The sequence below is a fragment of the Paraburkholderia aromaticivorans genome (assembly GCF_002278075.1).
Taxonomy (GTDB): Bacteria; Pseudomonadota; Gammaproteobacteria; order Burkholderiales; family Burkholderiaceae; genus Paraburkholderia; species Paraburkholderia aromaticivorans.
The window spans coordinates 1,451,379-1,465,287 of record NZ_CP022989.1 but is presented as its reverse complement, the minus strand read 5'-3'; the positions used below and the strand labels follow the sequence as shown (position 1 = coordinate 1,465,287).

General features: G+C 61.4%; 12 protein-coding genes, 2 tRNA genes and 1 rRNA gene. 9 read left to right on the top strand and 6 right to left on the bottom strand.

What is annotated here, in order from left to right:
- Window positions 1-214: 214 nt before the first annotated feature.
- The 5 genes from CJU94_RS06610 to CJU94_RS06590 form a co-directional block, all read right to left on the bottom strand.
- Window positions 215-290, bottom strand: a tRNA-Ala gene (locus CJU94_RS06610).
- Between the two features lie 65 nt (window positions 291-355).
- Window positions 356-432, bottom strand: a tRNA-Ile gene (locus CJU94_RS06605).
- A gap of 78 nt (window positions 433-510) precedes the next feature.
- Window positions 511-2,043, bottom strand: a 16S ribosomal RNA gene (locus CJU94_RS06600).
- A gap of 468 nt (window positions 2,044-2,511) precedes the next feature.
- Window positions 2,512-3,783 (bottom strand): SGNH/GDSL hydrolase family protein, encoded by a 1,272-nt coding sequence (locus CJU94_RS06595; RefSeq protein ID WP_095418038.1) that lies wholly within the window; start codon window positions 3,781-3,783, stop codon window positions 2,512-2,514.
- Between the two features lie 86 nt (window positions 3,784-3,869).
- Window positions 3,870-5,492, bottom strand: coding sequence for an NAD(P)/FAD-dependent oxidoreductase (locus tag CJU94_RS06590; RefSeq protein ID WP_095418037.1), 1,623 nt, complete (start codon window positions 5,490-5,492; stop codon window positions 3,870-3,872).
- Between the two features lie 216 nt (window positions 5,493-5,708).
- Here CJU94_RS06590 and paaA point away from each other — a divergent pair, with 216 nt between their 5' ends.
- From paaA to CJU94_RS06550, 8 genes are all read left to right on the top strand, one after another.
- Window positions 5,709-6,707: a 1,2-phenylacetyl-CoA epoxidase subunit PaaA gene (paaA, locus tag CJU94_RS06585; protein WP_095418036.1), complete on the top strand. Its 999-nt coding sequence runs from the start codon at window positions 5,709-5,711 to the stop codon at window positions 6,705-6,707.
- A 39-nt stretch (window positions 6,708-6,746) separates the two neighbouring features.
- On the top strand, window positions 6,747-7,031 hold the full coding sequence (gene paaB, locus CJU94_RS06580) for a 1,2-phenylacetyl-CoA epoxidase subunit PaaB (RefSeq protein WP_095418035.1): 285 nt from the start codon (window positions 6,747-6,749) through the stop codon (window positions 7,029-7,031).
- Window positions 7,032-7,039: 8 nt separating this feature from the next.
- Complete coding sequence (gene paaC, locus CJU94_RS06575) at window positions 7,040-7,843, top strand: 1,2-phenylacetyl-CoA epoxidase subunit PaaC (protein ID WP_095418034.1); 804 nt, start codon at window positions 7,040-7,042, stop codon at window positions 7,841-7,843.
- Between the two features lie 7 nt (window positions 7,844-7,850).
- Entirely contained in the window at window positions 7,851-8,420 is a 570-nt protein-coding gene (gene paaD, locus CJU94_RS06570; protein WP_095418033.1) for a 1,2-phenylacetyl-CoA epoxidase subunit PaaD, read from the top strand.
- A 1-nt stretch (window position 8,421) separates the two neighbouring features.
- Window positions 8,422-9,510 (top strand): 1,2-phenylacetyl-CoA epoxidase subunit PaaE, encoded by a 1,089-nt coding sequence (paaE, locus tag CJU94_RS06565; protein WP_095418032.1) that lies wholly within the window; start codon window positions 8,422-8,424, stop codon window positions 9,508-9,510.
- Between the two features lie 114 nt (window positions 9,511-9,624).
- Window positions 9,625-10,437: a DUF1835 domain-containing protein gene (locus CJU94_RS06560; protein ID WP_095418031.1), complete on the top strand. Its 813-nt coding sequence runs from the start codon at window positions 9,625-9,627 to the stop codon at window positions 10,435-10,437.
- A gap of 14 nt (window positions 10,438-10,451) precedes the next feature.
- Complete coding sequence (locus CJU94_RS06555; protein WP_095418030.1) at window positions 10,452-11,060, top strand: TetR/AcrR family transcriptional regulator; 609 nt, start codon at window positions 10,452-10,454, stop codon at window positions 11,058-11,060.
- A gap of 241 nt (window positions 11,061-11,301) precedes the next feature.
- The gene (locus CJU94_RS06550) at window positions 11,302-11,976 is read left to right on the top strand and encodes a GNAT family N-acetyltransferase (RefSeq protein ID WP_095418029.1); all 675 of its coding nucleotides are present in this window, start codon (window positions 11,302-11,304) and stop codon (window positions 11,974-11,976) included.
- Between the two features lie 90 nt (window positions 11,977-12,066).
- Here CJU94_RS06550 and CJU94_RS06545 read toward each other — a convergent pair whose 3' ends face one another.
- Complete coding sequence (locus CJU94_RS06545) at window positions 12,067-12,564, bottom strand: Lrp/AsnC family transcriptional regulator (protein WP_095418028.1); 498 nt, start codon at window positions 12,562-12,564, stop codon at window positions 12,067-12,069.
- A gap of 170 nt (window positions 12,565-12,734) precedes the next feature.
- Here CJU94_RS06545 and hppD point away from each other — a divergent pair, with 170 nt between their 5' ends.
- Window positions 12,735-13,832 (top strand): 4-hydroxyphenylpyruvate dioxygenase, encoded by a 1,098-nt coding sequence (gene hppD / locus CJU94_RS06540; protein ID WP_095418027.1) that lies wholly within the window; start codon window positions 12,735-12,737, stop codon window positions 13,830-13,832.
- Window positions 13,833-13,909 lie beyond the last annotated feature (77 nt).

Here is a 13,909-nt window from a genome sequence, read left to right as displayed (position 1 = left end):
CGATCACCTTTTCATACATTGATACAATCACAACCCTGATTCACCTACTTGCGCACCCATCTCTAAGTACACTTTCGTGAATCTCTTTACTACTTCTTCCTGATTGTTAAAGAACGACAGCCGATATCGCAGTTGCTATAACCGCGTATCACTCTGACTGGCTCAATCGCCAATGCCAAACATTCAGTTCAACTGAACCCTTGGCATTGAGGATTGGTGGAGGATGACGGGATCGAACCGACGACCCCCTGCTTGCAAAGCAGGTGCTCTCCCAGCTGAGCTAATCCCCCAGTCATGCACAGATCAGATCTGCTTTCATCCCAGGGGTTTCACCGGTCAGCCACCGCAGAATCAGTGGTGGGTCTGGATGGATTCGAACCATCGACCCCCGCCTTATCAAGACGGTGCTCTAACCGACTGAGCTACAGACCCCTGAGTCTGTCTGCGTATCTGTCTTCAATTTCACAGCCGATAAGCGTGAGCGCTCAACACCTGACGCGTTAGCTCGAGAAAGGAGGTGATCCAGCCGCACCTTCCGATACGGCTACCTTGTTACGACTTCACCCCAGTCATGAATCCTACCGTGGTGACCGTCCTCCTTGCGGTTAGACTAGCCACTTCTGGTAAAACCCACTCCCATGGTGTGACGGGCGGTGTGTACAAGACCCGGGAACGTATTCACCGCGGCATGCTGATCCGCGATTACTAGCGATTCCAGCTTCACGCACTCGAGTTGCAGAGTGCGATCCGGACTACGATCGGTTTTCTGGGATTGGCTCCCCCTCGCGGGTTGGCGACCCTCTGTTCCGACCATTGTATGACGTGTGAAGCCCTACCCATAAGGGCCATGAGGACTTGACGTCATCCCCACCTTCCTCCGGTTTGTCACCGGCAGTCTCCCTAGAGTGCTCTTGCGTAGCAACTAGGGACAAGGGTTGCGCTCGTTGCGGGACTTAACCCAACATCTCACGACACGAGCTGACGACAGCCATGCAGCACCTGTGTTATGGCTCCCTTTCGGGCACTCCCACCTCTCAGCAGGATTCCATACATGTCAAGGGTAGGTAAGGTTTTTCGCGTTGCATCGAATTAATCCACATCATCCACCGCTTGTGCGGGTCCCCGTCAATTCCTTTGAGTTTTAATCTTGCGACCGTACTCCCCAGGCGGTCAACTTCACGCGTTAGCTACGTTACCAAGTCAATGAAGACCCGACAACTAGTTGACATCGTTTAGGGCGTGGACTACCAGGGTATCTAATCCTGTTTGCTCCCCACGCTTTCGTGCATGAGCGTCAGTATTGGCCCAGGGGGCTGCCTTCGCCATCGGTATTCCTCCACATCTCTACGCATTTCACTGCTACACGTGGAATTCTACCCCCCTCTGCCATACTCTAGCCCGCCAGTCACAAATGCAGTTCCCAGGTTAAGCCCGGGGATTTCACATCTGTCTTAGCGAACCGCCTGCGCACGCTTTACGCCCAGTAATTCCGATTAACGCTTGCACCCTACGTATTACCGCGGCTGCTGGCACGTAGTTAGCCGGTGCTTATTCTTCCGGTACCGTCATCCCCCTCGGGTATTAACCAAGAGGTTTTCTTTCCGGACAAAAGTGCTTTACAACCCGAAGGCCTTCTTCACACACGCGGCATTGCTGGATCAGGCTTTCGCCCATTGTCCAAAATTCCCCACTGCTGCCTCCCGTAGGAGTCTGGGCCGTGTCTCAGTCCCAGTGTGGCTGGTCGTCCTCTCAGACCAGCTACAGATCGTCGCCTTGGTAGGCCTTTACCCCACCAACTAGCTAATCTGCCATCGGCCGCCCCTGCAGCGCGAGGTCCCGAAGGATCCCCCGCTTTCATCCGCAGATCGTATGCGGTATTAATCCGGCTTTCGCCGGGCTATCCCCCACTACAGGACACGTTCCGATGTATTACTCACCCGTTCGCCACTCGCCACCAGGGTTGCCCCCGTGCTGCCGTTCGACTTGCATGTGTAAGGCATGCCGCCAGCGTTCAATCTGAGCCAGGATCAAACTCTTCAGTTCAAACCTGTTACTGTTTTTCGGGCTCTTCCGAACCCGGTCGCTCACTCAACGTACTGACGAATGATCCAACCATCTTGCGACAGTCAAACCTTCCTTTCATTACTGTGTGAGACTTGATACTTTTGCTTTGCGCCAGATTCCGGAGAATCCAGCCCGCATCGCGCATCAAGCGCCCACACTTATCGGCTGTTAATTTTTAAAGATCGAGTCCGCATTCACTACCGAACCAGTACCGCACTTCCAGTTACCCGGCACCGCTTCGTTCTGCGTCGCTGCATCAGCAGCAGAGAAACGAGATTATGGAGGCTCTTTTTCGTTTCGTCAACAACATTTTTTCGCTTTCGCTTAAAACCTTGTCGACGCTACGGCCGCTGGTTTCTGCCGCGGCCCTCGTTCGCAAACGAGGAGGCGAATCTTAGGCGAACTTCCGCCGTATGACAAGGGTTTGGCCGAATTCTTTTTGGCGGCTCAGTCGCGGGTCGATTTCACCACTGAGTCCATCGGAACGGCGTCGGCCATTGCCGCATAGCCGGCGTCGCTGGGATGGATGTGGTCCCCACTATCAAAGCGGCGCTGCAGACGATCCGGCTGCGCCGGATCGCGCAGCGCAGCATCGAAGTCCACGACGCCGTCGAAGGCATGGCTGGTCCGAATCCATTGGTTGACGGCGAGCCGGATGCTTTCTCGCTGCGGCGGCAGCGATGCCGGAGTCAACGTTGCGCCGAAGACCTTCACGCCCGCGTGGCGAGCCGTGGCGACCAGCCGTTGGTAGCCGGCGATCAGGTCCGCAGCCGTCACCGAAGTGTGTGGGAAGTCGCAGTCGAGACCGCCACGCGGCGGCATCGCCGCGAAGTTGATGTCATTGATGCCGATGAGCAGAATCGCCGTCTTGACGCCCGGGCGTCCGAGCATGTCATGCTCGAAGCGTTTCGCCAGCGCGTCGCCATAACAAGGAGAGTCGCTCAACAGGCGATTGCCGCTGATCCCCAGATTGACGATCGCCGTCGAACGGTCGCCAGTCGCCGCAAACCGGCGCGCCAACGCGTCGGGCCAGCGGCGATTCTGATTCAGGCTGGAGCGCATGCCGTCCGTGATCGAGTCGCCGATGGCGGCGACGGCGGCCGACGCAGGCGCGGCGTCGACCGACAGACCCGTCATCCACACATATTGCGTGAACCGGCCGCGAAACGCCTCCCCAGACGCGTCCGCCGCATGGTTGCCGGGCGCGGAAACGTAATTTACCTGGCTCGACACGCGGTGCCACGCCACGATCCGCTGTTCCGGCCCCAAGAATGCGCTCACCGCGTAGGGCGCGCCTTCCGCAATGTCGATCGCGGCCGGGTCGCTGTCCAGCTCGCCGCCCGGCGGAATCGAGACCGCGCTCTTGCCGCCAAACGTCACGCGCGTCTCGCCGTTACCCGCCGCCGCCGCGCCGCCCGCCGAGCGTGCGATGCGCAGATCTTCGATGACGAGCGCAGTCTTGCCGTACCGGTTGCTAAGGTGAATGCGCGCCGACCTTCCGGACAGCGTCGGATAGACAATCTGGCGAACCGTGCGCCCGGCGACTTCCGGTGCGCGATAGAGCGGCGGCAAATCCGCCCGCTGTGGAATGGGTTGAAGCGCCGTCGCCCACGCGGTGACCCAGTGAGCCGGGGCGTCGGCGGCGAAAACGGTTGGGGAAACGGCAAACTGGACAAACAGTGCCGCGCTGCATGCGGCAGCCAGGGTGCGAATGCTCATTCGGAAGTCGGTTCGAGGCGAAACGTGCATTGTGCCCGATCGCCACGGCCGTCGCGGGCGGCCGCGACGGCATTCCATGGCTGGACTCAGGCCGCTTGCGCTCCAGTCATCTTCAGCGCGAGCGCTTCGGCGACTTCGATCCCGTCGATAGCCGCCGAGTAGATCCCACCGGCGTAGCCCGCTCCTTCGCCAGCCGGATACAAACCTTCGACATTCATGCTCTGATAGTCGTCCCGGCGCCGTACGCGAATCGGCGACGACGTTCGCGTCTCGACACCCGTCAGCACCGCGTCGTGCATCGCAAAACCCGCGATCTTCTTGTCCATCTGCGGCAACGCTTCGCGAATGGCTTCGATCACGTAATCCGGCAGCGCGGTGCTCAGATCGGTGGGATGCACGCCGGGCTTGTACGACGGCACCACCGAACCCAGCGACGTGGACGGCCGGCCGGCGATGAAGTCGCCGACCAGTTGGCCCGGCGCCATATAGTTGCCGCCACCGAGCTCAAAAGCCCGCTCTTCCCATTTGCGCTGGAAAGCGATGCCGGCGAGCGGCCCACCGGGATAGTCGTCCGGCGTGATGCCGACGACGATCCCGGCATTGGCATTGCGCTCGGCCCGGGAGTACTGGCTCATTCCGTTGGTCACCACGCGGCCCGGCTCGGAGGTCGCCGCCACCACGGTCCCGCCCGGGCACATGCAGAAGCTGTAGACGGTGCGGCCATTGCTGCAGTGATGCACCACCTTATAGTCCGCGGCACCCAACTGCTTGTGACCGGCAAACTTGCCGAACCGGCTGCGGTCGATCAAACCCTGCGGATGTTCAATGCGGAAACCGAGTGAGAACGGCTTCGCTTCTATATACACACCGCGGTCGTTCAGCATCTGGAAGGTGTCGCGCGCGCTATGGCCGACCGCCAGCACCACATGATCGCAGCGCAGCGTTTCACCGGTCGACAGCTTCAGCCCGCGCACTTTGCCCTGATCGATCTCGATGTCGTCGACTCGCGTTTCGAAGCGCACCTCGCCGCCCAGCTCGTGAATGGTCGCGCGCATTTTTTCAACCATGCTCACCAGACGGAACGTGCCGATATGGGGCCGGCTCAGATACAGAATGTCTTCCGGTGCGCCGGCCCGCACGAATTCGTCGAGCACCTTGCGGCCGTAATGCTTCGGATCCTTGATCTGGCTGTACAGCTTTCCGTCCGAAAAAGTGCCCGCGCCGCCTTCGCCGAACTGGACATTCGACTCGGGATTAAGCACGGACTTGCGCCACAGCCCGAAAGTGTCTTTGGTGCGCTCGCGCACGGCCTTGCCGCGCTCGAGGATGATCGGCCGGAAGCCCATTTGCGCCAGGATCAGCCCGGCGAACAGGCCGCACGGCCCCATGCCGATCACGACCGGGCGCGGCGCGCTCATCTGCGCCGGCGCCCTGGCGACAAACTTGTAGGCCATATCGGGCGTCACGCCGCAGTGCGGCACGTCGGAGAGCCGCTTGAGCGCGGCCGCTTCATCGGTAACCTCGACATCGACGATGTAGGTCAGCTTGATGTCGGCGCGCTTGCGGGCGTCGTGCGCGCGGCGAAACACGGTGTATCGGATGAGCCCGTCCGCGGCCACGCCGAGTTCCGCGAGGCGCGCACGCACGGCGGCTTCGAGGGCGCTCTCGGGATGATCGAGCGGGAGTTTGATTTCGCTTAGACGTAACATGAGTACCGGGGGATGCAGGAAGGCCGCAAATTGCGGCCAATTCGCAATTTTATAGGCTAAGTGTCGGCGCGGGGCGTCGGCACTGCCGAAACGTTTCGGGGCGAAAGCGCGTTGCCCCTATCGGTCCGATCGACCCGTCTCAAAAAATTTATTAACCGACCGGTCGGTTGGCTTATACTGTGCGCACACAGACAACTTTCCGCAGAGAGCGTCCCCATGTACACGCAATCCCTGGATATTCCCGGCAATGTCGCTCCGCTGGACGCGGGCGCGAACTCGCCTGAGCAGGTGCAATTCGACGCGGTGATGGCCGCCGACGGCAAGATCGAAGCCCAGGACTGGATGCCGGAGGCTTATCGCAAAACGCTGGTGCGGCAAATCTCGCAGCACGCGCATTCGGAAATCGTCGGCATGCTGCCGGAAGGCAACTGGATCACGCGCGCGCCCAGTCTGAAGCGTAAGGCGATTCTGCTTGCCAAGGTGCAGGACGAGGCCGGTCACGGCCTCTATCTATATAGCGCGGCGGAAACGCTCGGCGTGTCGCGCGACCAGTTGATCGCGGCGCTGCACTCGGGCAAGGCCAAATATTCGAGCATCTTCAATTACCCGACGCCCACCTGGGCGGACGTCGGCGTGATCGGCTGGCTGGTGGACGGCGCAGCGATCATGAACCAGATTCCGCTGTGCCGTTGCACGTATGGCCCGTATGCGCGCGCCATGATCCGTATCTGCAAGGAAGAGTCGTTCCACCAGCGCCAAGGGTTCGACGCACTCATGGCGATGATGTCGGGCACCGAAGCACAGCGTGAGCTGGTTCAGCAGGCCGTGAATCGCTGGTGGTGGCCAGTGCTGATGATGTTCGGCCCGAGCGACAAGGATTCGGTCCACAGCAGCCAATCGTCGAAATGGGGCATCAAGCGCATCTCGAACGACGATCTGCGTCAGAAGTTCGTCGACGCCACGGTCGACCAGGCCAAGGTGCTCGGCGTCACGCTGCCCGACCCGGACCTGAAGTGGAACGAAGCGCGCGGCCATTACGACTACGGCGACATCGACTGGGAAGAATTCTGGCGTGTGGTGAATGGCGACGGCCCGTGCAACCGCGAGCGCCTTGCCACCCGCGTCAAAGCCCACGACGACGGCGCCTGGGTCCGCGAGGCCGCTCTCGCCCACGCCGAAAAGCAGCGCCAGCGCGCACAACAGCACGCCGCCTGATCCGCGCGGCATGTCAGACAAAGAATCAGGAGATCTGCAATGAACAAGGAATGGCCGATTTGGGAAGTCTTCGTGCGCAGCAAGCAGGGACTCGACCACAAGCACTGCGGCAGCCTGCACGCTGCCGACGCGCCAATGGCGCTGCGCATGGCGCGCGACGTCTACACGCGCCGCCAGGAAGGCGTGAGCATCTGGGTGGTGCCCTCGGCGGCGATCACGGCGTCCGCGCCGGAAGACAAGGCGGAGCTGTTCGAACCTGCCGGCGACAAGATTTACCGCCACCCGACGTTCTATACGCTCCCCGACGAAGTCAACCACATGTAAGCGCGGCCATGGACATCACGCCCCACCATCTCCAATACGTGCTGCGCCTCGCGGATAACGCGCTGATCCTCGGTCAGCGCAATACCGAGTGGAGCGGCCACGGCCCGATCCTCGAAGAGGACATCGCGCTGTCGAACATGAGCCTCGACCTGATCGGCCAGGCGCGTCTGCTCTACACGCACGCCGCCTCGCTCGAGCAGCAACTCACGGGCAAGAACCGCACGGAAGACGACTACGCGTATTTTCGCGCCGAGCGCGAATTCGCCAACTACACGCTCGCGGAGTTGCCCCATGTCGGCCCGCTGTCGGCCACGGCTAAAGCCGAGAAGGATTACGCGGTCACCATCGTGCGCAATTTCCTCTATTCGACGTTGATGGCTCACCTCTGGACGGCGCTCACCGCGTCCACCGACGAGCAGCTGGCGGCGATCGCGTCGAAGTCGATCAAGGAAACCAGCTATCACGTGCATCACGCACGCGAGTGGCTGATCCGCTTCGGCGACGGCACCGAGGAATCGCATCGCCGCGCGCAAGCCGCGCTCGACTATCTGATGCCGTACACCCGGGAATTCTTCAGTGCGGATGCGGTGGAGGAAACAGTCGCCGCGGCCGGCATCGGCCCGTTGACCTCGGAGCTCGAATCAGCGTGGCTCGACGACGTGCGCGCCACGCTCGACGAAGCCACCCTGAAGCTGCCCGAACCGGTCAGACACATCACCACTGGCAAGCACGGTGAGCATTCCGAGCATATGGGTTTCGTGCTTGCTGAAATGCAGAGCCTTGCGCGCCAGCATCCCGGCGCCACCTGGTAACCCGATCATGACGACTTCGACTGCCTCTTGCCCGACCGGGACGACCGGCATGCCCGGCACGACCGACGCCGCGCTCGAACGCGCATGGGCCGTGCTTGAAACGGTGCCCGATCCGGAGATTCCGGTGGTATCGATTCGCGAACTCGGCATTCTGCGCGATGTGCGACGCGCCGCCGACGGCACGCTCGAAGTCGTGATCACGCCGACCTATTCCGGCTGCCCGGCCATGTCGCAGATTGCCGAGGACGTCGCGCATGCGCTCGACGTGGCGGGACTCAAGCCGCATCGAATCGCCACGGTGCTCGCGCCGGCCTGGACAACGGACTGGATGACCGCCGGCGCGCGCGAAAAGCTGCGTGCCTACGGTATCGCGCCGCCCACGGGCAATTGCGGCTCGGCCGCGCCCGCGCAGGAAAAAGTGATGCGCTTCGTGCCACGGGCGCTGCCCGCACCGTCATGCCCACGTTGCGGCTCGGCGCATACCGAGCGTCTCGCGCAATTCGGCTCGACAGCCTGCAAAGCCTTGTACCGCTGCCTCGACTGCCGCGAACCCTTCGACTATTTCAAACCATACTGATATGGCCACCCCGCAATTTCACCCGCTGCGTATCCGCGAAGTGCGGCCCGAAACCGCCGACTCGGTCTCGGTCGCCTTCGAAGTCCCTGCTGAACTGCGTGAGCAGTATCGCTTTACGCAAGGCCAGTTCGTCACGCTGAAAACGCATATCGACGGCGAGGAAACGCGCCGTTCGTACTCGATCTGCGTCGGCGTCACCGACTACGACCGCGACGGCGAACTGCGTATCGGCATCAAGCGCGTGCGCGGCGGGCGTTTCTCGAACTTCGCCTTCGACACGCTGCAGCCCGGTCACACGATCGACGTGATGACGCCGGACGGCCGTTTCTTCACCCATCTGAACGCCGATCAGGGCCAGCAATACCTCGCGTTTTCGGGCGGCTCGGGCATTACGCCGGTGCTGGCCATCATCAAGACGACGCTCGAAGTCGAGCCGCGCAGCACCTTCACGCTCGTGTACGGCAACCGCAGCGTCGACCAGATCATGTTCGCGGAAGAGCTCGAAGACCTGAAGAATCGGTTCATGAACCGCTTCGTGCTCTATCACGTGCTGTCCGACGACCTGCAGGACGTCGAACTGTTCAATGGCGTGCTGGATCAGGAAAAGTGCGCCGCCTTCATCGAGAATCTGCTGCCGGCCGATGCGATCGACGAAGCCTTCATCTGCGGCCCCGCTCCGATGATGGACGCCGCCGAGGCCGCCCTGAAAGCCGCCGGCGTGCCGTCGGAAAAAGTGCACGTGGAGCGCTTCGGTTCGCCGCTGCCGCAAGCGGGTGTGCCGCCGGTCGAAATCACCGAAGACACACCGGCCGCCGACCTCGAAATCGTGCTCGACGGGAAACGCCGCAAGCTGCGCCTGCCGTACCAGGGTGTGAGCGTGCTCGACGTCGGCCTGCGCGCCGGCCTCGCGCTGCCCTACGCGTGCAAGGGCGGCGTCTGCTGCACCTGCCGCGCGAAGGTGCTGGAGGGCGAAGTCAAGATGGAAAAGAACTACACGCTCGAAGAACACGAAATCCGCGACGGTTTCGTGCTGACGTGTCAATGCCATCCGGTCAGCGACCGCGTGGTGGTGAGCTACGACGAACGTTGAACCGCGCTTTGAGCAGTTCCGCGATCCGCTTACACTAGGGGCCGCTCGCGATCGGACACCGGTTCCGGACGATGAGCGGCCCCTAATGCCGTTAACTGCCCCACGCCACTGCCGATGAGCACGATCCACCTCACCAACGGCGACGTCGCCGCCGAGTCACTGCGCACCGCGTTGCGGGATGCGGGCCGCGATGAACGCGTGCACGCACTGCGGGACGATCTCGCGGTCGGTCCGCTGCGCGGCGTCGACGACGGCCCCGACGTGCGCGCGCAATTCTGGGATCGGGTGAGCGCGGACACCCGGCGTGATTTCGTTCGCGAATTCCGTGAGCAGGCCCAGGCGCTGGAAAATATCGCGCGCGGTGAATCGAATGTGGTGGTCTGGCACGGTGACAGCGCCTCTGACCAATTGATGCTGCGCCGCGTCTGTTACCACCTGCGCAACAGCCCGCAACGTCTGAACGAAATGCGTCTGTCGATTCGCGATCTCACCGATCCGGGCGCGTGGGCGCACGGCCGCAAAGACCGCGCGACATCGGTCGGCATGTTCGCGCCAGCGGTGCTGCAAGCCCGGCTGCCGGACGCCGCGCCGATTTCCGTGCTGCGCATCAGCCGGCTCGCGCTCGAATGGCAGGAAGTCAAACACGCGAACGGCGAAACGCGGCGCTGGCGCGACAACACCTTCACCAGCGGCAGCTTCGCGGAACTGGACGCGCTGGTTCTCGAACTCGTCACTGAAAACTGGCAGCCCGCCGCGCGCGTTGCCGCCGAATTGATGACCGCCGAATTCGGATTTCTGATCAGCGACAACATGGCGCTGTGGCGCTTCCGTGAACTGGCCGCGACCCGGCGAATCAAGCTGCGCGGCGATGCAAACGCATGGCGCACACTGGAATTGTGCGCCGCGTTCGCCCCCTGTCCACACTAATAGAACAAACGATTATGGCCCGCACCCGAGCCCCCGACCACGAAACCCAACGCGAGCAGATTCTCGAACTCGCCGCGGCGAAATTCGCCCAGACCAGTTACCCCAGCACCTCGATGGCCGACCTCGCGGCCGCGAGCGGCACGTCGAAAGCGCGGCTCTACCATTACTACGCGAGCAAGGAAGCAATCCTGTTCGATTTGCTGGACCGTTACACCAAGCGGCTCATGCTGATCATCGCCGAGGTGGAAGGCGCGAGCCAGAGGCGCGGCTTGTCGGAGCGCGAGACCTTCGCCGAGCTGATCCGCGCGTTTTTGTCGGAATACGAGACATCGCACAGCCGGCACGTCGCGCTGTTGAACGACGTGAAGTATCTGGTCGACACCCAGCGCGAAGTGATCCTGAACCGCCAGCGCGACGTGGTCGCGGCGTTTGCGCGGCAGCTGGCGCGTGCCTATCCGGAGCGCGCCACGCGCGAAAACCAGACCGCGCTCACCATGATGGTGTTCGGCATGATCAACTGGACATTCACCTGGCTGAAGCCCGACGGGCGGATGGGTTACCGTGAATTCGCCGAGCAGGTAGTCGGCATGGTGGACCATGGGCTGGGTTCGAACCCGGCCTGATTGCGCATCGCAACAATATTCATACGAAATAACGGCCACGAGCGCCTGATACGCGAGATCGGGACTCGAACGCCTGTTCCATTTATTTTTCATTAAAAATCAATCATCTAAAAATAGGGTGCAAACTTTTTAGGCATTCCCTTCAAATTTAGATACGGGTTTTCCCTAGTGATGAATTTGGATTTCGGCTAAAATCGCTTTTGCAGTGCACCACGCCGTCGATCACAAGGAGAACCCGACCATGAACCTGATTACACCCCGCGCCGCTGAGCCGATCGTCGCGCACGATCGCTTGACGCAGCCAGCCGGTCGTGCGCCAGCTCTGGTCCGCGAACTCACCGCCGCCGACCGCGAACGGCTGCTGACCCATTTCCTCGCACTCGACGAAGACGACCGCCTGCTGCGCTTCGGCCAGATCGTGCCGGACCACGTCATCGAGAACTATGTCCGCGCGATCGACTTCACGCGCGACACCGTTTTCGGCGTCTTCAACAACCAGTTGCAATTGACCGGCGTCGGCCACCTCGCCTATCTGCCGGCTGAAGGCGACAAGCGTACGGCGGAGTTTGGCGTGTCCGTGCTGGAAAGCGTGCGCGGCCAGGGTATCGGCTCGAAGCTCTTCGAACGCGCCGCCATTCGCAGCCGCAATACGCATGTCACCACGCTGTACATGCACTGCCTGTCGCGCAATTCGACCATGATGCACATCGCGAAGAAGGCCGGCATGAAGATCGAATATTCGTACGGCGAAGCCGATGCCTACCTGACGCTGCCGCCGGCGGACCAGTCGAGCATCATCGCCGAAATGCTGCAGGAGCAGGCCGCGGTGTTCGACTACGCACTCAAGCGCCAGGCGCGTCAGGCGTCCAGGCTGTTTGAAACGTTCATGCCCACGGCGGTTGCAGCCGCGGCCTGAGCGGCTCGCCGCGTCGGAAAGAACAAAGGGCGTCCTCATGGACGCCCTTTTTGTTTGCGGAGCGCCGGAGCATGCGCTGCTGCGCCGCACTCACAAGATGGGCAGCGCCGTCGTCTCCTTGATGGTGTCGAGCGAGAAGCTCGTTTTCACGTCGATCACCGATGGATGGTGCAGCAGCTGGTCCTGCACGAAGCGTGAAAAGTGCGCCATATCCTCCACCTGGACACGCAGCAGATAGTCCATGTCGCCGGTCATTGCATGGCACGCCACCACTTCGGGCCACGCCTGAACCGCCACGCGAAACAGATCGGCGTGGGTAGCGTCACCGCGCGGACTGGGTGCCGAACCACCGCGCTTTTCCAGCCGCACATTCACATAGGCGAGCAAGTCGAGCCCGAGCCGCTGCGCATCGAGCAACGCGACATAGCCGCGGATCACGCCACTCTCTTCCAGCCGACGGATACGCCGCAGACACGGACTCGGCGACAGATTGATGCGCTCGGCGATCTCCTGATTCGACAGCCGGCCATTCTCCTGAAGGATCGCCAGGATTCGCCTGTCGATCGCGTCTATCTCCACACCGGCCATTTTCTGCCATCCTTTCACATATTTGAGCTATGAAATAGCGCCAGCTTATCGATGTGCGATTAAGTTCGCAAGTTTTCGCCGCAAGTCGGCCTTTACACTTGCGTCATTCACTCGCGATTCACCGCCCATCCCGCTCGCGCCGTGCCGCGGCGCACATCAGGAGACAGACAATGCAGGTTGCAACTTGGGAAAACCCGCTCGGCACCGACGGTTTCGAGTTCATCGAATACACCGCCCCGGATCCGAAGGCGCTCGGCAAGCTGTTCGAACAGATGGGCTTCACCGCGATCGCGCGGCATCGGCATAAAGACGTGACGCTGTATCGCCAGGGCGAAATCAACTTCATCGTCAACGGGGAGCAGGACTCGTTCGCGCAACGTTTCGCGCGTCTGCATGGCCCGTCGATCTGCGCAATCGCTTTCCGCGTTCAGGACGCCGCCAAGGCGTACCAGCAGGCGCTGGAGAAAGGCGCCTGGGGCTTCGACAACAAAACCGGCCCGATGGAGCTGAACATCCCGGCGATCAAAGGTATCGGCGACTCGCTGATCTATTTCGTCGACCGGTGGCGCGGCAAGAACGGCGCCGAGCCGAACAGCGTGGGCAACATCGACATTTACGATGTCGACTTCGAGCCGATTCCCGGTGCGAACCCGAACCCGGTCGGCCACGGCCTGACCTACATCGACCACCTGACGCACAACGTGCATCGCGGCCGCATGCAGGAATGGGCGGAGTTCTACGAGCGCCTGTTCAATTTCCGCGAGGTGCGCTATTTCGACATCGAAGGCAAAGTAACGGGCGTGAAGTCGAAGGCGATGACCTCGCCGTGCGGCAAGATCCGCATCCCGATCAATGAAGAGGGTTCGGACACGGCCGGCCAGATTCAGGAGTATCTCGACGCTTACCACGGCGAAGGCATTCAGCACATCGCCTTGGGTAGCAGCGATATCTACCGCACGGTGGACGGTCTGCGCGCTGCGAACATCTCGCTGCTCGATACGATCGACACTTACTATGAGCTGGTCGATCGTCGTGTGCCGAATCATGGCGAACCGCTCGATGAGCTGCGCAAACGCAAGATTCTGATCGACGGCGCGCCGGATGACTTGCTGTTGCAGATTTTCACGGAAAACCAGATCGGCCCGATCTTCTTCGAGATCATTCAGCGCAAGGGCAATCAGGGCTTTGGCGAGGGCAACTTCAAAGCGCTGTTCGAATCGATCGAACTGGATCAGATTCGCCGTGGCGTAGTGCAAGACAAAGCCTGACGCCACTGGCTGCGCAGGAATGGATTGATAGCAAATGAAAAGGGCGAGGATCTCACGATCCTCGCCCTTTTCATTGA

What these genes read in the sequence shown, in the direction of transcription:
- paaB (WP_095418035.1), top strand. Translation starts at nt 6,747, where the DNA reads ATGAACAAGGAATGGCCGATTTGGGAAGTCTTCGTGCGCAGCAAGCAG.
- CJU94_RS06590 (WP_095418037.1), bottom strand. Translation starts at nt 5,492, where the DNA reads ATGTTACGTCTAAGCGAAATCAAACTCCCGCTCGATCATCCCGAGAGC.
- paaE (WP_095418032.1), top strand. Translation starts at nt 8,422, where the DNA reads ATGGCCACCCCGCAATTTCACCCGCTGCGTATCCGCGAAGTGCGGCCC.
- CJU94_RS06595 (WP_095418038.1), bottom strand. Translation starts at nt 3,783, where the DNA reads ATGAGCATTCGCACCCTGGCTGCCGCATGCAGCGCGGCACTGTTTGTC.
- CJU94_RS06560 (WP_095418031.1), top strand. Translation starts at nt 9,625, where the DNA reads ATGAGCACGATCCACCTCACCAACGGCGACGTCGCCGCCGAGTCACTG.
- hppD (WP_095418027.1), top strand. Translation starts at nt 12,735, where the DNA reads ATGCAGGTTGCAACTTGGGAAAACCCGCTCGGCACCGACGGTTTCGAG.
- paaC (WP_095418034.1), top strand. Translation starts at nt 7,040, where the DNA reads ATGGACATCACGCCCCACCATCTCCAATACGTGCTGCGCCTCGCGGAT.
- CJU94_RS06550 (WP_095418029.1), top strand. Translation starts at nt 11,302, where the DNA reads ATGAACCTGATTACACCCCGCGCCGCTGAGCCGATCGTCGCGCACGAT.
- paaD (WP_095418033.1), top strand. Translation starts at nt 7,851, where the DNA reads ATGACGACTTCGACTGCCTCTTGCCCGACCGGGACGACCGGCATGCCC.
- CJU94_RS06555 (WP_095418030.1), top strand. Translation starts at nt 10,452, where the DNA reads ATGGCCCGCACCCGAGCCCCCGACCACGAAACCCAACGCGAGCAGATT.
- paaA (WP_095418036.1), top strand. Translation starts at nt 5,709, where the DNA reads ATGTACACGCAATCCCTGGATATTCCCGGCAATGTCGCTCCGCTGGAC.
- CJU94_RS06545 (WP_095418028.1), bottom strand. Translation starts at nt 12,564, where the DNA reads ATGGCCGGTGTGGAGATAGACGCGATCGACAGGCGAATCCTGGCGATC.